General features: G+C 44.8%; 21 protein-coding genes, 2 pseudogenes and 1 riboswitch. Of the genes and pseudogenes, 4 read left to right on the top strand and 19 right to left on the bottom strand.

Annotation, left to right across the window (positions count from 1 at the left end; genetic code table 11):
* Nucleotides 1-125: 125 nt before the first annotated feature.
* From NIE88_RS05310 to NIE88_RS05265, 10 genes are all read right to left on the bottom strand, one after another.
* Nucleotides 126-1,349, bottom strand: coding sequence for an L-lactate MFS transporter (locus tag NIE88_RS05310; RefSeq protein ID WP_253059962.1), 1,224 nt, complete (start codon nucleotides 1,347-1,349; stop codon nucleotides 126-128).
* Between the two features lie 301 nt (nucleotides 1,350-1,650).
* Complete coding sequence (gene hemA, locus NIE88_RS05305; RefSeq protein WP_253059845.1) at nucleotides 1,651-3,009, bottom strand: glutamyl-tRNA reductase; 1,359 nt, start codon at nucleotides 3,007-3,009, stop codon at nucleotides 1,651-1,653.
* 241 nt (nucleotides 3,010-3,250) lie between these two features.
* Nucleotides 3,251-4,762 (bottom strand): glutamate/gamma-aminobutyrate family transporter YjeM, encoded by a 1,512-nt coding sequence (yjeM, locus tag NIE88_RS05300; protein ID WP_253059843.1) that lies wholly within the window; start codon nucleotides 4,760-4,762, stop codon nucleotides 3,251-3,253.
* A gap of 151 nt (nucleotides 4,763-4,913) precedes the next feature.
* The gene (locus NIE88_RS05295) at nucleotides 4,914-5,678 is read right to left on the bottom strand and encodes a uroporphyrinogen-III synthase (protein ID WP_253059841.1); all 765 of its coding nucleotides are present in this window, start codon (nucleotides 5,676-5,678) and stop codon (nucleotides 4,914-4,916) included.
* Nucleotides 5,679-5,691: 13 nt separating this feature from the next.
* Entirely contained in the window at nucleotides 5,692-6,600 is a 909-nt protein-coding gene (gene hemC / locus NIE88_RS05290; protein ID WP_253059839.1) for a hydroxymethylbilane synthase, read from the bottom strand.
* A 165-nt stretch (nucleotides 6,601-6,765) separates the two neighbouring features.
* The gene (locus NIE88_RS05285; RefSeq protein ID WP_253059837.1) at nucleotides 6,766-7,404 is read right to left on the bottom strand and encodes a precorrin-2 dehydrogenase/sirohydrochlorin ferrochelatase family protein; all 639 of its coding nucleotides are present in this window, start codon (nucleotides 7,402-7,404) and stop codon (nucleotides 6,766-6,768) included.
* Nucleotides 7,379-8,128, bottom strand: coding sequence for a sirohydrochlorin chelatase (locus NIE88_RS05280; protein WP_253059835.1), 750 nt, complete (start codon nucleotides 8,126-8,128; stop codon nucleotides 7,379-7,381). Before NIE88_RS05280 ends, NIE88_RS05285 begins: the two co-directional genes overlap by 26 nt.
* Nucleotides 8,129-8,141: 13 nt before the next feature.
* Nucleotides 8,142-8,903: a uroporphyrinogen-III C-methyltransferase gene (cobA, locus tag NIE88_RS05275; protein ID WP_253059833.1), complete on the bottom strand. Its 762-nt coding sequence runs from the start codon at nucleotides 8,901-8,903 to the stop codon at nucleotides 8,142-8,144.
* Between the two features lie 12 nt (nucleotides 8,904-8,915).
* The gene (locus tag NIE88_RS05270) at nucleotides 8,916-9,134 is read right to left on the bottom strand and encodes a DUF3906 family protein (protein WP_253059831.1); all 219 of its coding nucleotides are present in this window, start codon (nucleotides 9,132-9,134) and stop codon (nucleotides 8,916-8,918) included.
* A gap of 21 nt (nucleotides 9,135-9,155) precedes the next feature.
* A complete protein-coding gene (locus tag NIE88_RS05265) occupies nucleotides 9,156-10,775 on the bottom strand; it encodes a nitrite/sulfite reductase (protein WP_253059829.1) in 1,620 nt (539 codons plus the stop codon).
* A gap of 363 nt (nucleotides 10,776-11,138) precedes the next feature.
* A riboswitch (SAM riboswitch) is annotated at nucleotides 11,139-11,247 on the top strand.
* A gap of 196 nt (nucleotides 11,248-11,443) precedes the next feature.
* Here NIE88_RS05265 and NIE88_RS05260 point away from each other — a divergent pair.
* The 4 genes and pseudogenes from NIE88_RS05260 to NIE88_RS05245 all read left to right on the top strand — a co-directional run bounded on the left by NIE88_RS05260 (nucleotide 11,444) and on the right by NIE88_RS05245 (nucleotide 14,208).
* Nucleotides 11,444-12,796 (top strand): YeiH family protein, encoded by a 1,353-nt coding sequence (locus NIE88_RS05260; RefSeq protein WP_253059818.1) that lies wholly within the window; start codon nucleotides 11,444-11,446, stop codon nucleotides 12,794-12,796.
* 59 nt (nucleotides 12,797-12,855) lie between these two features.
* Nucleotides 12,856-13,224 carry a hypothetical protein gene (locus NIE88_RS05255; protein ID WP_253059816.1) on the top strand — a complete coding sequence of 123 codons (369 nt, stop codon included), beginning with the start codon at nucleotides 12,856-12,858 and terminating at the stop codon, nucleotides 13,222-13,224.
* Nucleotides 13,225-13,499: 275 nt separating this feature from the next.
* Nucleotides 13,500-13,604 (top strand): annotated as a pseudogene (locus tag NIE88_RS05250) (GH-E family nuclease); the annotation flags it as partial.
* A 29-nt stretch (nucleotides 13,605-13,633) separates the two neighbouring features.
* Nucleotides 13,634-14,208, top strand: a pseudogene (locus tag NIE88_RS05245) (suppressor of fused domain protein).
* 350 nt (nucleotides 14,209-14,558) lie between these two features.
* On the opposite strand, the gene NIE88_RS05240 reads toward NIE88_RS05245, so the two are convergent.
* From NIE88_RS05240 to NIE88_RS22340, 9 genes are all read right to left on the bottom strand, one after another.
* Nucleotides 14,559-15,131, bottom strand: coding sequence for a uracil-DNA glycosylase family protein (locus NIE88_RS05240; RefSeq protein ID WP_309247018.1), 573 nt, complete (start codon nucleotides 15,129-15,131; stop codon nucleotides 14,559-14,561).
* A gap of 76 nt (nucleotides 15,132-15,207) precedes the next feature.
* Complete coding sequence (locus NIE88_RS05235; protein ID WP_253059812.1) at nucleotides 15,208-16,569, bottom strand: tripartite tricarboxylate transporter permease; 1,362 nt, start codon at nucleotides 16,567-16,569, stop codon at nucleotides 15,208-15,210.
* 3 nt (nucleotides 16,570-16,572) lie between these two features.
* On the bottom strand, nucleotides 16,573-16,818 hold the full coding sequence (locus NIE88_RS05230) for a hypothetical protein (RefSeq protein WP_253059810.1): 246 nt from the start codon (nucleotides 16,816-16,818) through the stop codon (nucleotides 16,573-16,575).
* A gap of 81 nt (nucleotides 16,819-16,899) precedes the next feature.
* Complete coding sequence (fni, locus tag NIE88_RS05225; protein WP_253059808.1) at nucleotides 16,900-17,961, bottom strand: type 2 isopentenyl-diphosphate Delta-isomerase; 1,062 nt, start codon at nucleotides 17,959-17,961, stop codon at nucleotides 16,900-16,902.
* Nucleotides 17,962-17,965: 4 nt separating this feature from the next.
* Nucleotides 17,966-19,057 carry a phosphomevalonate kinase gene (locus NIE88_RS05220; RefSeq protein ID WP_253059806.1) on the bottom strand — a complete coding sequence of 364 codons (1,092 nt, stop codon included), beginning with the start codon at nucleotides 19,055-19,057 and terminating at the stop codon, nucleotides 17,966-17,968.
* A gap of 15 nt (nucleotides 19,058-19,072) precedes the next feature.
* A complete protein-coding gene (gene mvaD, locus NIE88_RS05215; RefSeq protein ID WP_253059804.1) occupies nucleotides 19,073-20,053 on the bottom strand; it encodes a diphosphomevalonate decarboxylase in 981 nt (326 codons plus the stop codon).
* 31 nt (nucleotides 20,054-20,084) lie between these two features.
* Nucleotides 20,085-21,053 (bottom strand): mevalonate kinase, encoded by a 969-nt coding sequence (mvk, locus tag NIE88_RS05210; protein WP_253059802.1) that lies wholly within the window; start codon nucleotides 21,051-21,053, stop codon nucleotides 20,085-20,087.
* A gap of 360 nt (nucleotides 21,054-21,413) precedes the next feature.
* Nucleotides 21,414-21,599, bottom strand: coding sequence for a hypothetical protein (locus NIE88_RS05205; RefSeq protein WP_253059798.1), 186 nt, complete (start codon nucleotides 21,597-21,599; stop codon nucleotides 21,414-21,416).
* A 563-nt stretch (nucleotides 21,600-22,162) separates the two neighbouring features.
* On the bottom strand, nucleotides 22,163-22,288 hold the full coding sequence (locus tag NIE88_RS22340; protein WP_290446316.1) for a hypothetical protein: 126 nt from the start codon (nucleotides 22,286-22,288) through the stop codon (nucleotides 22,163-22,165).
* Nucleotides 22,289-22,302 lie beyond the last annotated feature (14 nt).

The raw sequence follows: 22,302 nt of genomic DNA, 5'->3' as shown, positions 1-22,302 counted from the left end.
CTTCGTCGAAACAGCAAAAAGTTTCTGCCTCAAACACCTATGATTTGGATGCTGAAGGCAGAAGCTTTTGCGAAAAACTCACAAGCTATCTATTTATAATGCTCTTTTTTCATCCTCAAAACAAATTATCTTCTTTCTTCCTGTACTTTGTGAGCGGCAAACAAAGGCGCGCGTTTCATACCCGGAACATGGAGCAGCAGCGCAACAACGGAGGCGGCGACGCATAGCAGCGCAATAAAGTTGAACGTTGGCGCGAATCCCCCTAGAAATCCGGAAACGAAGGATACGCTTAACCCGCCGATTCCGAAACCTTGATAGATGATTCCATAGTTTCGGCTTTGATTTTTCAATCCGAAGAATTCGGAAACAATCGTTGGGAAGATTGTGATATTCCCGCCGAAGCAAAACGCGACGCTGGACACACAGATGAAGAACAAAGCAAAGTTTAGTTTCAATTCACTGAGAACAAGTGCGGCTGCCGCCGTAATGAACAGCGATACGGCAATCACTTTCAACCGATCAAAATGATCGGATACGGTGCCTAGTACAATGCGTCCGGTGGTGTTGAAGATCGCGACAAGCGCAACTGCATTCGCCGCCGTCGCAAGATCCAACCCGGCAAGGCTGACACCGATATTCGCCACACTGCCGATCAGATACAAGCCGCTCATACATGCGGTGAACAGAACAAAGAATAAAAGATACGCTTCCTTCGTGTGCAGCATTTCTTTCAAGGTATAATCATTCTGAATGCTTTTACTGCTTTTTTGCGGACTTGCCGCAACTTTCGCTTCTTTAATTAAGAACGCGCCAACGATAAGTAAGAGGGTGATGATCGCGCCCCAATAGAGGAACGCTTGCACAACACCGACAGAATCGATGAAAAATCCGAGAACATATTTGAACAACAGGCTTCCGGTTCCGTATGCGCCTACTGCAATTCCCGAAATCAACCCTTTTTTCTCAGGAAAATACTGAATCGCATTCGACAGTGTTGTCATGTAACCAATACCGTTTGCGGCACCAACAAGTATGCCTGCGAAAATATAAAGCATCCACAATGATGAAGAAATCGAACTGATCATCAGTCCCGCACCCATGCCCACACCACTAAGAATGAGCAATCCGCGAATTCCCAATTTCTTCTGAATGCTGCTCGCCGACAAAGTCGAAAAGGACAGAGCAAAACTCATAATTGAGAACGTCGTTGCGACCGCGCCGACACTCCAGCCGTACGTGTCGGCAAGCGGTTGATTAAATAAACTCCATGTATAGATGGTACCTAAACCAATCATTGCAATAACCGTTCCAATCAGCACAGACAGACGGGATTGTTTTGAGCTTTTCATTTCATTTGTCATTTTAATGACCTCTTTTCGCTCCAATTAGTCATAGAAAGCTGTAAAATCTGCTTTTCTAAAGAATTTATTTTCTTTCCACACACTAATTGTAGCAACAAAAGAGATTATGAAAGCGTTAACAGAATGAGATGACGAAAATCAGGAACGAACGGCAGAAATGACGGATTAAAGTTCAGGGCTGTAGTATCTGCGGCCCAAGAACACGGCAAAATAATAAATGGTGCATTCTTTCGAATCACCATTATGCTTTGAAACATATAGAAAAACTGTTTTTATCATTGAACATTTCTCAACCGCTATGAATCGGTTGATGAGTCGCTCTTTTTTCAACAGAAGGATTTGGAACGCGATCTGATTGACCTGTCTGAGCGGACGGCTTCCCATCTCCCGTTAGATTAAATAATTCGGCAAAATGATCGACCGCACGAATTTCCTGATCGTGTCGCGCTAATTCCTTGATATTATGAATTGGATCACGGAGCAGCTGATTAATCATTTGCTCTGTCTGCCGGCTGATGATCTTAAACTGTTGCTCCGTCATTCCGGGCAGCTTATTCTCAATGCGCCTCATCGCACCGGCATGCAGAGACAGTGCTTTTTTTCGCAAAGCGGAGATGACCGGTATAACAGCAAGTGTCCGAAGCCATTCGGTATACTTCATCTGCTGCTGTTCAACAAACTGCTCAATTTGCAGTGCAGCCCTCCTTCGCTCATCCAGGCTGTCATCAACGATCCGGTCCATGTCATCAATATCATACAGAAGGACACCGTCCAATGAGGCAATCTGCGGATCAATATTTCTCGGAACGCCGACATCGATAAGGATCAGCAAACGCCCCGCACGTGCCGCAATAAGCGGAAGAATATCCGCTTTTGTGAGCAGAAATTCAGGAGCCGAAGTCGACGTAAAGACAATGTCACTTTGCTTGATCCGGACCGCAAGTTCATCGAGAGTCGCAGCCTTTCCATGAAACTGCTCCGCTAAATGAACCGCGTGTTCTTTCGTTCGGTTCATCACCGTCAACTGCCCCATACCGATCACAGACAGATGCTTGAGTGTCAGCCTGCTCATATCGCCCGCACCAATCATCAGCACCGATCTGTTTTCAAGTGAGCCAACCGCATTCTGAAGCATTTTAACCGCCGCATAGCCGACCGAAACCGGGTGATCATTAATTTGCGTCTCATTCTGTGCGCGTTTCGCTACATTCAGCGCCTGTTGGAACAATTCATTGAGAAAGGTTCCGATTGTTCCGGCATGCTGCGCCGCCAAAAAACCGGTTCTGACTTGACCAAGAATCTGCGTCTCACCCAAAACCATTGACTCCAATCCGCAGGTCACACGGAAGAGATGGCGAACCACTTCCTGATCTTCCTTAATCATTAAATAGGGAGCAATTTGCTCAGCCTTTATGTTGAACCATTCGGTAAAAAATTTCGTGCTATAATAACGACCATCATGCAGTTGTTCACAGACGACATAGAGTTCTGTTCGGTTGCATGTCGATAGAATCACATCTTCAGCAATTGTTTTCGCTTTTCTCAATTTAAGGAGTGCCTGCTCTAAATCCGACGGATGAACGGTTAATTTCTCTCTCATGTTCACCGGAGTATTTCGATGGTTGACTCCAATTGTCAGAATATGCATGAACCCGCTTCCTCCGATCTTCTTCAAACAATGGAACCGATTGAAACGGACGGGTGTCGCTCCATTAGCCACTGTCTTTTAAAAAATAACAAAAAAGCGGCTTGAAATCAAAACATAAGCATTAATTAAATGATGTTCATCACTTGAAGTAAAAAATAATATGACTTTTTTGTTAAATAGTCATAAAGAAATCACCTACTTTTAATGAATGGAACGTTGTAAGTTATTTTAAAGCCTCGATTTACGAGCGATGATTAGAAATACCCGCTAAATTTGCACTGATTTTTTTTTGAAACTGGCGGTACAGCCATAAAGCGATTAGTGAGAAAGCAATCGGACCGATAATAAGGAAGAACGAATCCAAATACCTGGCCTGTGTTATGGGTTGGATGACTGTAAAAATAATAGCAGCCACAATACTTACACTCACAGTACCACTGGCCCATGGTACCTGTGACTCCGTTAATAATTCATAGGTACTGCGCTTACGCCTGAATAAGGGAAACGATAAAGCAACGATCAGATAGGGAATTGATCGCGAGACATTTGTCATCAGGGTAAGATTGTTGTATAGACTTGTCGCCTTAGCATTACCAAAAGACACAAGCAATACTAAACCGATAATCAAAACAGCCTGAACCCAAACGGCATTGCGGACAATATTATGCTTGTTTTTCCGTGTCAACGCCTTTGGCCAATAGGATTTCGGTGTTCCTTCGATTATAGCTTTCAATGGAGCATAAGATATTGTGACCAGCAAACCGACATATGCCCAGAATAACGCTAAGCCTGTGATACGCAAATACACTTGACCTACAAGTGCGGCTTTATCCGCCGACAGACCGCTAATCTGTCCGACTTGCTCACCTAGATTCTGCATTAAAAAATACATCGCGTTTCCCAGACTGACGTCTTTATTTGCAAAAAGGGTGTGCCAATTTGCACTTGCGCCCCAAAGAAAAATTCCCGATAAATAAGTGCCAGCGATAACAAACGTCGCGATTAGAATCGCTTTGGGAAATTTATTTTTACCTGTACCGGTTTTGTCTACCAGACTGGCAACGGTATCCAAACCACCAAAAGCAGTTATGCCGAAAATAAAAAAGCCCAGATTTCCAAATAAGCCTTGATATGTAGGATTTTGAGCGGCGAGCAGTGAATGCATCCCCTGAAACGGCTGGCTAAAAGTAAAGTTGTTGTGAATTAAAACAAACAGATTGCTTATGGCTGCAATACCAAAAAGAATTAAGATGAATACACCGCCTAATAACATGAAATGGGAGATGGTGGTAAACCCGCGACTAATTAAAAGTGCGACAAGCGCCACTGCGACTAGCGAGCCCAATCCTAACCACCGTATTTGCGGTATACCCAACACTAAACGAGAAGAAGTCGTTCGATCCTCACCAAAAAATAGAATAGACAGCGGAATCCAAAACTTCATAAACAAGCTTGCCATCCAAATCGTATAGCTGCTGTACCACAGAAACACGGTCATAAAAGCTACTCTTGGACTGGTCGAATTCACAATCCAGCTATAAATGCCTCCGCTTTGATTTTTAAAGTTGCCTGTATATTCAGATACGATCAAGGCGTAGGGAATAAAAAATAGAATACCAGCTAGAATATACCACGGAATCGCGGCATAGGACATCAAATAAAATGCATTAGACATGCTTGTAAAAGAATAGACGGTTGTCGCAATGATAATCACTAGCTTAACCAGCGATAAGTTTACTGCTTTATCTGACAAAAAAACCACCACTTTTCCTTTTATTAAATGAACTTCCAATGCCTGCCACACCGATTAATTAACGATTTTCTTTTTTACATAAATTAAGAAAGTATAAAGATTTAGAGGAATTTAGTGTAAGTGCGACGGCGGCTTGGCGAAGCCAAGTTTTCTAATAATACCTTTCCAGAGCCCTGATCATATCCATCGCTGTGTAGCGATCGGGAATCACATCGGGCGGATACCCCAAATTTGTCAGCGTCTGAGCGGTTATGTCCCCGATTGAAACGACGGTACTGCTGCCCAGAACTTGGCGCCAAAGGTGTTCATCCAGCATTTCAGTAAAAAAGCGAACAGCGGATGGACTGGCAAACGTCAGCGCGTCAAGGCTTCCCGATTTGACAACTTCTGCCAGTCGCTCTTTTTCCTGCCAGTCGGGTATCGTTTCATAAATAGTAGACTCATATACTTGCATGCCGATCAGCCTTAATTCATTGAATCGGGACATGTTGGCTAGTGATCCGTGCGGAATTACAATTGTTTCTTCATGAATCTCTCGTTCCCGAAAGGTTCTGACCAGCATCTCTACATTAAAGGTCCGAGAGACAATATCGGCATGTAATCCTATTTCTTCTAATCGATGTGCGGTCTGTATTCCGACAGTCGCGATTTTCTTTTTCTTTAATAAATCCGACATATATCGGTATTCGATCAGAAAATCAATGCTGTTGCGGCTGGTAAAAATGATCCAACCGGCCTGTCGAATCTGTGCACGCAGCGCCGACTGTTCGGAGCAAGAAAGTGCAACAGATTTAAAACAAATGACCGGAACACAAATCGGTATTCCGCCTAATTGATGAATAAAAGCACACATAGAGGCCGCTTGCTCAGCTTGGCGTGTAATCAGTATGCGTCGTCCCTCTAGAGAAGAAATCATTCATCGCCGCCTCCTACAGACCCTCAAGAATCTCAGCGGCACCCTGTCTAAGAAGATCCTTCGCGGCAAGTAAACCAAGTTCTTCCGGATTTTCTCCAGTTCGATCTGTTTTCAAAACCTGTCGCCCATCGATCGAAGAGACAAGTCCGTTCATTTGAAGCGTCGTATCGTTTAGCCGTTTGCAGAAGGCCGCGATCGGCACCCGGCAACTGCCGTTCAATTTTTGTTGAAAAGCACGTTCGGCGCGAACCGTACGTTCCGTATCATCATCATTGATTTTTCTCAGCAATGTTTTCAATTCAGTATCCGCTGAACGACATTCAACCGCGAGTGCACCTTGACCCGCTGCCGGCAGCATCACAGACAGGGGAAGAAGCTTGTCCTGATAAGAAAGGCCGAGTCGCTGCAGCCCCGCGGCAGCAAGTATGATCGCGTCGAAATCTCCGTTCGCAAGTCGTTTCAAGCGTGTATCGACATTACCGCGCAAGTGTCTGATCTTTATGTCCGGCCGCACATGAAGGATCTGCGCTGCCCTTCGCAAACTTCCCGTACCAATGACCGTTCCCGGAGACAACTGATTGAGCGACGCACCCGTTCGTGAGATCAAAACATCACGTGCATCCGCTCTTTTCGGAACAGATATAATTTCCAATCCATCGGGCAATACAGTAGGCATGTCTTTCATGCTATGGACAGCAAGATCAATTTTTCCATCTAGAAGCGCGCGCTCGATTTCCTTAACAAACACCCCTTTACCACCTAAGTTAGAGAGCGGAACATTTTTCATTCGGTCACCTTTCGTCAAAAGATGCACGATTGAAAAATCAAAGTGATCCTCTATTCGAAGCAGCGCATCGATCACTTCATAGGTCTGCGCTAATGCAAGTTTGCTTTTTCTTGATCCGACAAGGATCGTTCTCATTACATTATTCCTCTCTTTTCGCCAAGCTGTTTAAAAACGGCATCTGTTAATCGGCGAAAACCATGTATCTATTGACACCTTTATTCGAAAGAAGTACCGTCCGGCCTTTCATTATTTCCAGAAAAGACAACGGTTCCCTGTTGGCGTCTTCATCCACATTTATACCTAGCTTTGTGTTTCAGATGCTTGATTTCGAGTCCACTGATTCATAGCTTTCATTAATTCATCTTGATTATTTCTGTCATGATATTTTGGTTGAAGTATACTTTTAAGATACGCCTCTTTAAGCTCCGAGCTCAAGCCCTTTTTTATGATCTCTTGTCTAAATACATAGAGAAAGTCCAGATAGTCTTCAAGATCTTCATCGAGATTACAGGCGATCTGGTCGCGCAGCTTTTTTGCATAAAGAGGACTTGCTCCACCTGTTGCCACAGCAACAGTCAGGCGACCGCGACGAGTTACGGCCGGTACGGAAAAATTTCCAAGGGCTGTCTTTCCCGCGACACAAATTAACTGATTCGGACCTGCAGATCGAGCAATCTCAGTATTCACACTCTCGTTATTCGTTGCTACGATTGTCAAGAATGCATGATCAGTGTCTCCACTTCTCCAATTTCTCCTTATCCAGATGACATCATTATGCTCCGACCACTCCTGAATCTGATGAGATGCTTGCTCACAAATGACGGTCACCTTGGCGTGACACCGGATTAACGAGCGGATTTTACGTGTCGCAATGCGTCCTCCACCGATGACAACCGCAACCCTTCCGTCAAGATCAAGATTGAGTGGGTAATCGATCATAAGACATCGACTCCTCAATTCTTTTCTTGAGCAATCGGATCAGCAGCGGATGGTAGCCTATCGATCGACAAAGCACTAGAGAAGATCGATTGTCTTTGGCAGCTATGATCCTTTTCATGGACTTCATCAGAATTCCCGAAAATAGCAGGTAAGGTAAAATGTACAGTTTACCCGACAGGTGCTTCGATGCTTGTTCGAGCCCTTCTTTTAACAGAGGCCGGGCAGCCGCCATATAGCATACAGAAACATGATGGATGCCCCGTTTCATCAACATGGAACGAATTTGAGCAAAAGCTTGCGGTATTTCTGGGTAACTTGATCCTCTGCCAACGACCAAGACATCTTCGACTCGTTCCGAACCAGTTTGCTGTTCACGGAGTCGTTCGAACAGAATATCAATAATACAGCTGTCTACGCCAAACGGCTGTCCATAGATAAATCGGACATTGGGAAATATTTTCCTTGCCTTGTCAATGATACCGGGAATATCCCGTTTGTCATGCCCCGCCGACAGAAGGAGGATCGGCTGAACAACAATGCAATCTGCTCCAAGATCAACGCAGTGACTGATTCCTTCAAGAATCGTCGGTCTGACAAGTTCAAGGTAGCTTATTTTCTGAATAGGCACATTGATCTGATCCATACATTTCTCAAGAAATTGATTCACTTGATGGACACCCTCAGCAACTCGTGAACCATGGGCAACATACATAATTGCCTGCATCGGAAGACCTCCCTTAGCTTGTTTTGCCGCACCTTTGGTTTTCAAACCACTTCAATTGCTCCCTGAGCCTCACAACCTCACCGACAATGATCATGGATGGATTGCAAATATGCGCCTGCTCAGCTAATTCACATAGATCACACAAAGGCGCGGTAAATGTGCGTTGATGCTCCGTCGTCGCCCATTCAATAAGCGCTGTTGGTGTAGACGGACTTCTGCCACCGGCTATCAGCCCGGAAACAAGATGAGGCAAGGCGGACACACCCATATAGATCGCCAACGTATCAGCCGCTGACGCTAACACAGACCATTGCGCTACACTCTTATTGCCGACTTTGCTATGACCGGTCAAAAAAGCGACCGAACCCGCATAGCCTCGGTGCGTAACTGGAATACCTGCATAAGCCGGTGCGGCAATCCCCGCCGTAATTCCAGGCACAATTTCAAAATCAATCTGCTCTTTAACCAGTTCGGCTGCCTCTTCTCCGCCGCGCCCGAAAGTAAAGGGATCCCCCCCTTTTAACCGCACAACAATGGAATATTCATTCGCATAATTCACAAGCAGTCGATTGATCGCGCGCTGATTCAATGGGTGCGCATGAGGTTTCTTCCCGCAATAAATCAGTGTGGCATTTCGTTTCGCTTCCCTGAGCAGATCTTTATTGACCAGCCTGTCATAGAGAATCACATCCGCAGTCCGAAGAATCCGCAATCCCTTGACTGTTATCAGTCCCGGATCTCCCGGTCCCGCTCCGACGAGGTAAACTTTTCCCATGCCGCGCACCCCCTACTCATAAGATTTCCGGGGCTGGATCAAATAACCGGCTCCACTTTTTTTAATGCCTTTCTTCTCGATTAAGACGACATCTCTGATTTTCGGCTGAATCAACAGATTATGCTGAATTTCCTGATCTACCACCTGCAAAGCCGCTTCCTCACTTTCCGCAGCGGCAATAACCGGAAGTTCACCTTCCTCCGTAGACACAATAAAACGAAATAACTTCATCGTCTTTTCACACATCCCTTATCAATTGTCGAAGTTTTCCAGAATAGCATCAAGAACAACCTGCAATTTTTCTGTCCCCAACCTGTTTTTAAATTCAAAGAATGTTTCCCCTTTTTCTTTTTCATTCTTAAAATAAATAAGAAATTCCTTAAGCACGTCGGAAATCACCGATGCTCTGATTCTTCCCTTCAGACGTTCATTGAAATGACCGCCTCCAATGAGCGTGCCCCCTACAAATAGCTCATAAGCGTCAACGAGTTGATTATTCTCTGCTCTCAGCTTAAGACCTTGAATGCCGATATCGGCAATTTGACGCTGACCGCACGAATTGGTGCACCCCACCATGTAAATGCGCACCGGAACATCCAGATCAACTTCTCTATCGAGCCGAGCGGCGATCTCTTCCATTCTGTCCTTGGTGTTCGTCAATGCCTTATTACAGAATTCATCACCAGTACAGGCCATTGCGTAGCCGGTGAAGTGTGCCGGATGAATAGGAAATTTTTTGAAAATATTGTCTGTCAGTAATTCATCCAGTACCTGATCCGGTATATTGGGGATAATCAAATTCTGAGAGCTTACCGTCCTCAGTTCTCCATTTCCATATGTTCGCGCAAGTTCTGCAATTCTAAGAAAGTCATCTGAATGGATACGTCCGACGGGAACACTGATTCCAATATAATTCAAGCCCTTCTGCTTTTGCGGATGGGCGCCAAAAAAGAAGCCGCCGTTCCATCCACTGATCTCGTCATGACCCGCTGCGGGTAGCGGTCCTGTCAGTTCCAAAACCTTTTCTTCAAACTTACTGATTCCCCAGTCCGCAACCAAATATTTAAGCCGCGCGCGGGCCCTGCTCTTTCGGTAGCCGAAATCCCGATAAATTGTCGTTACCGCTTCCGCAACTTTAATTACCTGATCCGGCACGACAAAAACATTTAACGCATCGGCAAGATAAGGTTTTGCCGCAAGGCCGCCGCCAACTTTAACATTAAACCCTAACCGCTTCTGCCCATCAATCACTTTGGTTGCGGGTGTAAATGCGAGGTCATTGATTTCAGCCTGCCCGGCATTAAAGATATTTGCATTGACCGATATTTTATATTTCCTCGGTAGATTAGAAAAATCAGGATTATCCTGAAAAAATCGATAGATTTCTTCCACAACCGGCCGTGTATCAAACAGTTCATTCGGATCAATACCGGCCAATGGATTGCCGACTACATTTCTGGGTGCGTCCCCTTCGGCTTCACTCGTTGTCAAATCGACCTTTTTCAATCGATCAAAAATTTCCGTTAATTTTTCAAGCGGTACCCAGTGAAACTGGATCGACTGTCGTGTTGTAATATCCAAAACATCCCGACCGTAATCGTGTCCGATTTTCGCAAGTGTCACCGCCTGCTCATCGCTCAATATACCGGTTGGAACTTTGACGCGCAGCATGAAAAGTCCTTTGTCCTGAGGCTTCTGCACCGTTAAACCAGCATATTTAAAATACATGTACTGATCTTTCGGAATCGATTCAAAGCCGGCTTTCGCGTAGTGCGGAATATCATCGAAAATGGTCAATCCGTCTTTTTTAAGCTTACTTATTTCATTCTTATTTAGTTTTTGATTGTCTGCCCACACCTTTTCATAACTCAAAATACGTCCCCCTCTCAAACAATTTTTAATCGCCTAAACAAAAAAATTTTTCAATTTGGAATTGAGGAAATACCTTGCAAAGATCAAGATTTTATCCCTGTTTTCCAAACTCGGCTTCCATTTTGCTTGTAACAGTTTACTTATTTCGTAGATTGCAAGATACAGCTGCCATCAACAAGGCAGTTTCTTAACCACTTTAGATAATTGTTAATTTCATTCATTCTAGAATTTTGACCGTTCATTGTCAATATATCTTATCGGATTATAGGTATTTAGATGCTTTTTTCCATATCACTAAAAAAATTAATTATTTGTGATTGTTTTATTCCGAGTAACATGATAGGATATTAACAATTTAATTGACTCTTATCAAGAGAGGCGGAGGGAATTGGCCCGATGAAGCCCGGCAACCACTTTATATTACATAAAGTACAGGTGCCAAATCCAACAGGTTTTCCCTGAAAGATAAGGAAGAGGTTCTAAGTGCCAAGCCCTTTCTTTCAGAATGAGGCTTTTTTTGCACAACCGGAAAAACGAGGTGACCGTAATGAAACAACGTACAATGAACTGCTGCATGTAACCGTCAACCGTTTATGAGATAAGAGTCTATTAAAACGAATGGTACCTGTTGCTTAGTATTGTGACCAATTTAAAGGGGGCATTTGACCATGTCAATCGACTTAACATCTGAAGACAATTCGAATACCGTAAGAAAAAGCGGCTGGTTTGAGCTGATCAGAAAAGAAGACTGGTGGGCGGTATGGATTGGTTTATTTCTCGTTCTGACAGGAATTCTATTTTGGACGACGGGCCATTCAATAAAGGTACTGACCGCACAGATTCCGAGATGGACTGATTTCCAGACGTTGGGAGGTGCGTTGTCTTCACATGCAGGATCCACTATTTTATTATTTGTAACTTATCTCATCCTGTTCTCGATCACGGCAGCGTTTCTTCGTATCAAAGTAGGTCAGTTTGCAGCAGGTTTCACGCTATTATTCATTATCAGCGTCGCGATTAACATTTTCAGCTCCTGGGGATGGGCACAGCAATATAACCTCGAAGCACCGATCGTCGCTCTCGCCATTGGGCTGATTGCCGGAAACCTCATTCCCCTGTCCGGATGGTTTTCCTCCGCATTACGTACTGAACTCTATGTTAAAGTCGGCATCGTCCTTCTTGGCGCAACACTTCCGTTTACATTAATCATTCAAGCAGGACCTGTCGCCTTCCTTCAGGCCACCGTAATCGCAGTCATCACGTTCTTCGTCATCTATTTTGCCGGCACTCGCTGGTTTGGCCTTGACAAACATTTTGCCGCGACACTTGGCGTTGGCGGTTCTGTCTGCGGAGTATCCGCGGCGATTGCTGTCGGCGGTGCGATCAAAGCGAAAAAAGAACATGTCTCGATTTCTATATCACTCGTCGTCATTTGGGCAGTTGCTGCGATTTTCCTGCTCACCTTCCTCATCAAGTTGCTTGGCATTCCGGCAGGTCCGGCAGGGGCATGGATTGGCACTTCCGAATTTGCAGACGCAGCAGGTGTAACAGCAGCCAGTTCATTTGGTGATCATGCGCTGAATTCTTTCACGTTGATTAAAGTAATCGGCCGCGATATTTTTATCGGCGTTTGGGCATTCATTCTTGCATTCATTTCGATCACATTCTGGGAAAACAAAAAATCAGGAACGAAGGCAGACGCTTCAGAAATCTGGCATCGTTTTCCCAAATTTATCATTGGCTTCTTTGCCGCATCAATTCTATTGACAATCTTTATCGCCGCAAACTCTGCATCCGGTCGTGCAGTGATCAATACAGACGTGATCGCTCCAATTAAGGAATTTAGAACTTGGGCGTTTACCTTTACATTCCTGTCAATCGGATTGACAACACGCTTCAAGGAATTGACATCATTCGGTTGGCGGCCGTTCGCCGCATTCAGTACAGGAGCAGTCGTCAATATCATTCTCGGATATGTACTCTCTGTTCTCGTGCTTCAAAACTTCTGGGCGTCGCTTTAAGAACATAAATTCACTTTACGGCGCAAGGTATGTTCAAAAGAAGAAAGGTGTTGACGTTGATGAAAAAAGATCGATTGACATGCGACCAAAGGGTCATCATTATTTTAACCTTCTATCCGCGATCAGCTCAACCAAGTTCAATAAATAGCCTTAACAAGAAGAAAAACAAAATCTCGATTCCCGACACCAAAGCAATCAAGGAATTCGGCCGTTTTATATCTGAGCGTTTTGAACAAGTTGCTCGGATGATTGAAATTCTTTATTCTGTAAACGATGATTGGGTAGTGACCGAAAAAAAGGATAAAATTATTTTGGAAACGAGTCGTCTGGATTTTCATCTCGCTGTCAATGCGTTGGCTGATGAAGGCTTCCATGCAAAAGATTATCAGCTTTACGTAGAATATGAGCGAAAATGGGGTATTCTTTGAATTGGCCCACCCTTGATTAACCGTAAAGAAATCCGCTTAATTTTTACAAATAAGAAGGAGTGCCCTGACAGCAAACCGGTTGCTTTCAGGGCACTTTGTATGCGGTCGTCGTTTTAAGAAAAACAGCCAGTAAAACAAATGAGGTCATTCCGACATTGAACAGAATCGATGACCAGATCAAAAATTTGGGCAGGTAGTTAAGGCAATCGGATAATTTTTGCAATGCTCAATAGATCAGTTTTTTCTCTACCGGCAGGAACATGTTTGGCAAACCATTGACCGATGAACACAATAATCCAGACCACTATCGACCTGAGTTACCATCTACTAATAGAAGTCATAAGGGTGAAGATTTGACTGACAATTATTTTGGAGATTAAGATTGTAGTGGAGTGTGAGGAGGGCTATTATGAGTATTTCAAGTGAAAATAAAATAATTCAAAGTCAGCTTTACAAGCTTTTGGGGGTAAACCACAAGTTTCAAAATACTGGGATGAAAAAAATGTAAGTAATATAGGTATACTTTCAACCGCTGATAGACCTTATAAAGGTATTACATCATACGCAACAGTTGGACTCTCCGACTATTCTATTGAATGTACTGTCGATGGACCCCCTTTACGAATAGAGATTGTTGGAGCTAGTGCATCAGAGTATAAACATTTTCCTAATGTGTTGGCAACCTGTGCTTTTTGTATTATAAATTCAAACTTTTTAGTATCTCATGGTAAAATTTTTCGAGATATGATAAGGATGTATTATCCTAATAACGAAATGAAACATGTTCTATTTGTATCACCATTTTTGTGGGAAGATTTAAAGACACTTGATTTTTCAAACAAGAAGGTGGCCTGGTTACTCGCTGTTCCAATTTCTGAGAATGAGTATATATTTGCCCAAGAAAAAGGAACAGATTCATTAGAGGAATTATTTGAAGAGAAAGAGATAGATATATTTGATTTGGAACGAAAATCTATATTGTGATTTTCTGTATGTTAACCTCGACTGGCTAAGGCCCTTCAGGGTTTTCTTACAGGCTTGAATTGTCAAACTAAGTGCAATACCTGATTATAAAAGGCCTCAAAAGGAGTCCTCCATCCTAAACATTTGCGAAGTCGGTGATTTAATTTCTCTGGTTGTACGCGGCATTAACGAGAAACGGGCGCTTCAATTGACCGCCAAGGGCCGCGCCTTTTTACGTGACGAACTGCATGCAACCATCTAGACATGAACACTAAGCTGACAGCAGGCTATTTGACCGTAGGTGGCATCGCCTTTAAAAGAAACTTTTTATATGGCAAAGAATAGCGCTTATCATCAACGCTTTCTCCAAGCTATAAAATCCGCTGAATTTGTTTCTTGAGATCAGGTAATACCTTCTCCTCAAACCAAGGATTTCGTTTAATCCAAATATCGTTACGCGGTGAAGGATGAGCTAACGGGAAATATTCAGGTAAGTAACTGCGGTAATTTTTAACAATCTGAGTTAACGTCATTCCCGAACTAATTTTCAGATAGTACTTTTGTGCATATAAACCAACTAATAAAGTTAACTCGATATCCGGCATAGCCTGAATTAATTGATGATGCCACTTTGATGCGAATCCCTTCCTTGGTGGAAGATCGCCATTTTTCCCTTTCCCCGGGAAATAAAAATCCATGGGAAGAACTGCTATTTTCCCCGAGTGATAAAAAGTCTCCTTGGATACACCCATCCATTCTCTCAGACGAATGCCGCTTCGATCATTCCAGACGATTCTCGAATCCTGCGCTTTCTGACCAGGAGCCTGACCTATAATTAATAGCTTGGCCGTCGGAGCAGCAGAGTAAAGTGGTTCGATCCCTCTGTTTGTGTAATCACTATTTTCCGGATCTTGTTTTATCTGATTAAAAACATCTTTTAACACGCTCACCTGTGCTCACCTCCAAATTAGTGCGGGAACCGGTAACCGATTCGGATTCCAGTTACAATTCTTCAATTGTTTAAAATACTGAGACAAGCCACGGTGCCGCATATAAAACCATAAATAAGATGCCGTAGCCGACACCTAAGCGGTGGAGCATTCCGGAGATAAGTCCGATCAGCAGGACACCGCCGATATTAATCCAGCCGGCGTCCATATACGCAAGCAGGAAAACAAAAGCGCAAAACAAGCCGAGTATGGCTTCGTGCGGAATTCGTTTAAACACAAAGCTGCAAATGGATTGTGCGTATTTAATCGCCAGCGAATAAGCGACCAGTATGGCCACCCCGGCGCCAATCACGGTCGCCAAAATGAAATCAGTGTGTGACAGGACATGGTACATATTATGCGTCGCGGTAAAGACCGGCGGGGCGTCAAACAGTGCATGGGCGGGACCTATGGCAACCGGAGAAAGTGGAATCCCCAATGCGATCAGCGGAATCAGCGTCCCGGAAAGATAGGTCGCGTTGGCGAGCGCGTTCATACTTGAAACGGCAATGGACGCCCGATCAACCGGATCCTTTGTCCGTTTTGAAAAAAGTTCGCCAAGAAGTGTCGTCATTCCTACCGGACTAAGGATAAAGGTGAAGCAGCTGATCAATGACGCCCCGGCACTGATCAACCATTCCCGTCTTTTCAGCGCGCTAAACGGATTGAACCATTTCCACTCGAAATGCATTTTCTGAAGCGCAATCGTTCGCAGCTGATCAGACCTCAGATGTTCTCTTTTTTCTTTATCCATCAGTTCAAACAGAGTCAGAATGACCGGTCCAATCGTAATGCCAAGAAAGAATGAAATAAAGACCGTTGTTCCTTTTGGCACAACGCCGATCCCCCAATAAAGATAACGCAGTCCTTCAATCAGAAGTGTAAAAGGAAGAATTGAAACGAGCGCCAGTAACTTATTCTTACTGAGCAATGCAAGCAAAACCGCACCGGCAAAGAAGATCGGATTCGCGTAATCTTTAATCATTTCGGCAAGTGAAATAAAGTTTTTTGCCAGCAGCAAACTCAGAAGCAGGCTGACCGGAACACTGACCAGTACGCCAATCAATGAGCCAGCCGCCATTTTACGCAGCGATTGGTCCGCCATTCCCTTTCTTTTAAGCAGCTGTGCATGCTCAATGAGCGGACTGGCCATGACACCTCCGGGGATACCGGCGATGGCCGCAGGAACCGCATCCATTAAATTATTGGCAATCACCGCCGAAATAAAAAAGCATAAAACAACAACCGGCTGAATACCGGCAAGCACGAGAATCAATGTGACGGGAACCAGAACAGCCGTTTCGTCCGTTCCAGGAATGATACCAATAATTGTATAGATAAGTGCGGCGGCAACAGCCGCAACAATCATTTCCAATAGAAGAATAAGATCCATCGATCAGTTCCCACTTTCTGTCTCTTCGAAAATACGTTTTGGTTTAATGAAAAGCGAACAAATAATAAATCCGACAACTGCTCCGATTAAGCCGAACAAAAGCGGCATCGGCGCGTGATTCGGTGCAATAAAATAGCCGCCCAATGTCGTAAAACTGTTAACACCAATCGCAAGAACAAGATCTTTAATCCGGACAATGTCGTCCCAAATTTCAATGGTATCAGGTTTCTTCTTTTTATCAGCAGCCATCGTGATTGATTCTCCTCTCTTCAATGCACCAGAATGAACACAAACAGAAAGAATGCCTTTGCGAATCCTGCTTTTGTTCAGTTATCGCCCTAATTTCGACGAACGGACGGCTAATTCTTCCGGTCTTAGCCCTCTGAGCCGCGCCCACTCCAAAGGTGCACCGTTCAGGATCAGATCCTTGCCACGCAGTGCCTGCAAATTCGGACAGCCTAGAAGCAGCATAATTTGACTCAGTTGCTCTTTCCATTCTTCGATCTGCGCAATCAGACCGTCCGTGCCTTCTTCAAGTGCTGTATGGAGAAAGGTTCCTGAAATGCCGACTGCGCGCGCGCCAAGCGCAAGCGCTTTAAGTACGTCAAGCGGGTGACGCACGCCTCCGGACGCAAAAAAGGTGCCCTGGCCTATGTAGGGCTGCGCTTCGAGCAGAGAAATCACCGTCGACTGCCCCCAGTCCTGCAAGTAATCGAATCGCGCACGTTCTCGGCGACGATTCTCAATCGTAATAAAATTAACCCCTCCATTACCGGCGACATCAATAGCCGCCACACCTGCGGCGATCAGTTTCTGAAAAGTTGCGCGGCTCATTCCGAACCCCACCTCTTTTACAACAACAGGAACGTCAACAGATCGGACAATCCGTTCCAGATTTTTAAGCCATGAAGAAAAATCGCGATCTCCTTCAGGCATCACGATTTCCTGAGGTGCATTCAAATGCACTTGAAGTGCGTTTGCTTCAAGCATATCGATTGCCCTTTTCGCCTGTTCTACGGCGAGTTCAGCACCAACATTAGCAAAAATAAATCCATTCGCGTTTACTCGGCGCAGCACCTGAAAGGTATCGAGCAGTTCCGAATCCCGTAAAGCCGCCTTTTGTGAACCGGATGCAACCGCAATGCCTGTCGCGGCGGCGGCCTGAGACAGGCATTCATTAATCCTCTTTGTTTTTTCACTTCCTCCGGTCATCCCATTTATAAAGAAAGGAACCGGCCAAGAACCGATCGGAAGTTCTGTCGTATGATCAACCTGTTTAAGACTCATTTCCGGAAGCGAATCATGAATAAATTTTACCGAATCAAAATCGTTTGTATGCTGCTGATAAGTTTCCTGAAAAAGCCGGACATGCTGATCTTTGCGTGATTCCATCACATTAGCCCTCTTCCTGTTCAAGATGAATATCCGATACATGCAGAGCGAGCGGGATAATCCCATGTTTTTGCCATTCCGCCGTCAGTCCGTTTCGATTCGTTTCGCGGTAAGCAAGAGCGATGCCGCAATCGCCTCCGCCGGCGCCGGACGTTTTCGCTGCGCCTCGATAGCTTTCGGCGATCATGCAGAGCTGATTCAATTTTTCCGTTTCAATGGCTACACCGCACAGCTCCGATAATTGAGCAAGAATTTTGCGGTTTTCGCGAATTCCGTCTAAAATCATCGCCGACCGTTGTTTCCGAAAACCGTCAATTATTTTCTCGACACACCGCTTACTTTGATTCAAAAAATGCTGATAGTCTTGCTCTTTAACCCGCTTAACTTTTTCTACCTGACGAACAAGTCTGAATGTCGAGGCAGGTGTTCCTGTCCATCCGACAATCAGGTGCAGATCCTGCGGAAGTACAAGCCGCTGTACGGACAACTTCGGCCAGTTCAAATGAAGCAACTCGATCCAGTTTCTTCCTGATTGGATTGAGCGCGCCAGCCAGTCACGGTCAAATGATGTATATTCGATCCAGCCACCGTAGACACTGGCGGCAATATCCCCGCATGATCCGTTTCCCTGAACATTGAGATGAGCAAGAGCGGCCAGCTTAAAAATAATTTGCTGATCGGCTTTCACATCATAGAATGCCAGCAATGCCCGCACGCAGGCAACAGTCACGGCGGCACTGGAGCCTAAACCGTATTTTCGTCCATCTTTACTGTCCAGATCACTGTTTATTGTCAGCTGGTAGAGATCAAGCTGTTTTTCCATTGCCAGTATGTATCGTTCGGTCCATTTTATTGCTGATAAAACAAATCGAAACGGAGAAACATCGCCATAAGTCTTCCATTTGTTTGCCGCCTCGCGACTCCAATTCAGCGATGCACTTACCGATTGAATGCGTCCGCTCACTTTTTTTTGCTCAATCTGTACCGTGACGAATTGATCGACAGCGGCGATGATGGCCGGATAGCCCGGTTCAACAACCGCATATTCGCCTGCTATATAAAGTTTTCCCGGTGCATGCCGGACAACGCGTTGCATTGATGCAGACCTCCTTCACTGAACGGGACGGTCGATATACTCAACCCCCGGCCCCGGACGGGCAACAATCAATGCATCCGTCGGGAAAAATTTGGCTAGATCTTCGAGAATGTGACCAACATCCTTTTCTGAACAAAGGAGCTTGACATTCGGACCGGCATCAATCGTAAAATAGCACGCAATTCCCTGTTCACGCAGATGAATCGCCCGTTTCATTGCGGTGATTGTTCCTTCTTCCCAATACATAAAGGGGGGATCAGCGGTGAGCATCGCAGCATGCATTCTCAAGGCATTAGCCTCGGCTATTTTTCCAATTTCCTCCAAATATTGTCTTCGAATGGCGGGTTCTATTCTGTCAAGATCTTTTTCCCCAGCCTCAACCCATACCGGATAAAAAGGTGACGTCTCTACCGTACGCTTCATGCCTTCGCGGCTGGACAGCTTTTTGATCTGCCTGTTCACCGCAATGGATATAAGGCGAATCGGCCACTCTGCCGAATCGACTGGGACGGCATAAGAACTTGCATCATCGCTTCCTTTCATCCATTTTACAAAACCACCGTATATCGAACGCGAAGCCGAGCCCGAGCCGCGGCGTGCCAGTCGTGAAAGGGCGGTTTTAGCACAGTCAATGCCGTACGCACGTGATGCTGCGGCTGAAAGCGCCGCAAAGCCGGAAGCGGACGAAGCAAAGCCGGAAGCAACCGGAACATGATTCCTAGTTACAATCCGGGCGAACAGGCGACTTGCCGACTTTTCGCGAACGAGATCCATGAATCGACTGATTTTCGCGGCAGAGGCGTCGCTCAGATTCGTGCCGTCCATAATCACCTCGTCCTCATGCAGTTCTTTTTGCGGTTCGACGCTGGTTTCTGTGTAAAAGGCATCGATCGTCAAGGATAAACTGCTGTTCATCGGTAAAATTAACTGTTCGTCCTTCTTCCCCCAATACTTGATTAAAGCAATATTCGTATACGCGCGTGCCGCAGCGTGCAAAGCGCTCACTCTCCTTTTCTATTGATGCACCTCAATGCAGCAGACTTGGCGCGGATGGCAGTTCTCTGTCTTGAAGCGGCTGAATCCACGTCCGGCGCGCCCCCGCATCGATTAATTTCTTTGCCAATCTCTGCGCCTTTCGCGCATCTTTAACCAAAGCAATCATACAGCCGCCGCAGCCGCCTCCGGTCATCTTTGCTCCCAATGCCCCATCCTTCATCGCCGTATCAACCAAATGATCCAAAGCGGGATGGCTGACGCCAAGCTCTTGGAGAAGAAGATGTGCCTCCAGCAAAATACGCCCCAAGATTTCTTCCTTAGTCGCCTCCAGTGCCTTTTTCGCATGCGAAGCAAGCGCCCCTAATTGATTTACTTTTTGCCGAGCGTGTACACTTTGCACCAGATGCTGTTTCAAAGCAGTGACTGCTCGTTTCGTCTGCCCTTTTAAACCGGTATCAGCGATCACCAGGCAGGAAGGCAGCGTATGATGAATCCATTCCGTTCTTTTTTCTTTCATAAAGAAAATCGGGTGTGTACTGCTGGCCGCAGCCGCATCGAGGCCGCTCGGATTACCATGGCAGCATTCCTCGGAAAGGCCAACGAGCGTGAGCAGCATTTTTCGTTCAAGCGGTGTTTCAAAATAGTTAAATAAACTGCGAACCACCGAGATGGCGATCGCAGCACTTGAACCCATCCCCCGCTCTGCAGGGATTGTACTGTCGATGGAAATCATTAGCCCTTTTTCAGGCTGCTTTAAAACGTGAAGCGCTGCCGGAATAATCGTTTTGAGTCCGGCAATTTTACCATCCCCATCACTTAAGATACCATTATAGAAAGTACATTGCAGCCTCAGCGGACCAAGGCATCGGCTTGTTTTTGCCACTGCATGCACTGCCGGTACGGGCATGGCAATTGCCGGCTGACCGTAAACAACAGCGTGTTCGCCGATCAGAATAATTTTACTGCTGCTTGTTCCGATCCCTGCTTCGTATTCGCTCATCTGTATTTACCATCTTTCCTTAATTTCTGTTCTCTTTATTTAGAATCATGCTCATCACATTTTCCCAATAAGCTTCCGCGTGTCCGATCGATATACGTTTCGAACAGCCGTTTATGACATAGTTGGTGCCTTTCAGTTTTAATTAATGATTGATTGAGAAATCCATTACGCACTCCTTAATCTATTCTATTGATAAGCATTATCATTTTCAATGATTTTGTTTCAATTTTTTCGGTATCATTTTATTCAGCTTCTGTTCTATATGCTGGATAAATAGCCGGAAATTATTATTCAGAGCAGTTAATGGACAAAAGGGTCAATTGCTCTTTATCATCGTACTCAATTTTAACAACTTTTTCTTTAACTGTCTCGCTTTATTGATCTGTGCGCGACAGTTTCAGTCACTTTTGCTTTTCCTCCGCGCTTGTCAAAGATCACAATCAGTACTTCCCCATGCTCGGTTTTCTCAATTACAATCAGATTTACGACTTGAACGATGAAGCTCATTAGGTAATTGACTTCATATGTAAAAAGATAATTGTTCACTTTAGTAATCGCTTGAGTGATCAATACGTAATTACCGATAAGATCCTGTAACAGCTCACTAATCTTTCTTAACGCGCAACTTCAACACTTATCCCCGGACCCGTACTACATCTCCGCAATTTTATGTTAGAATGAATCAAAATTCTGCTCAGGAGTAAGCTATTGCAAATTTTAAAAATCACATCATACTCATGAAACTTTTTCAAATCATATTAATCGTTATCTTAATACCAACCGGTCTTTTCATACTGGGAGACCTGTTCTTCGGGTTCCAATATCAGCATCCTGATAATCTTTGGCTGAGATTGCCCAGTTTATTCTTCTGGCTTTCTGCGTTACTTTACGTTCTGTTTTTCAAAAAATTCAAGGATTAAAAATACCGTCGTACTATAAGCTAGTATGAATGAAAAGCTTTGTATCATGCCTGTCATTCTTGGACTGCTGTGTTTACTTATCCGCGCAATTCCATCTGATATTGGAATCTTTTAGTGATTGTTCCGATCATTTTTTGAATGCTGTACGTTTCGATCAATGATGCGCAACACAGAAAGGAAAAGCCATAATCAAAAATAACCGTTTATAATAAAACGCCGTATAAAGATAAAGCTCCGTCCGCGCCGCTGGATTGATCCATAAGACTTCTTATTCGCTTCATCTGCTCTCCACAGTTGAGCTATATAATCATCCATGGTATATCGACTCC

It is taken from the genome of Sporolactobacillus shoreicorticis (assembly GCF_024125445.1).
GTDB lineage: Bacteria > Bacillota > Bacilli > Bacillales > Sporolactobacillaceae > Sporolactobacillus > Sporolactobacillus shoreicorticis.
The sequence above is the reverse complement of the archived record's forward strand: the minus strand, read 5'-3'. Positions and strand labels throughout refer to the sequence as shown.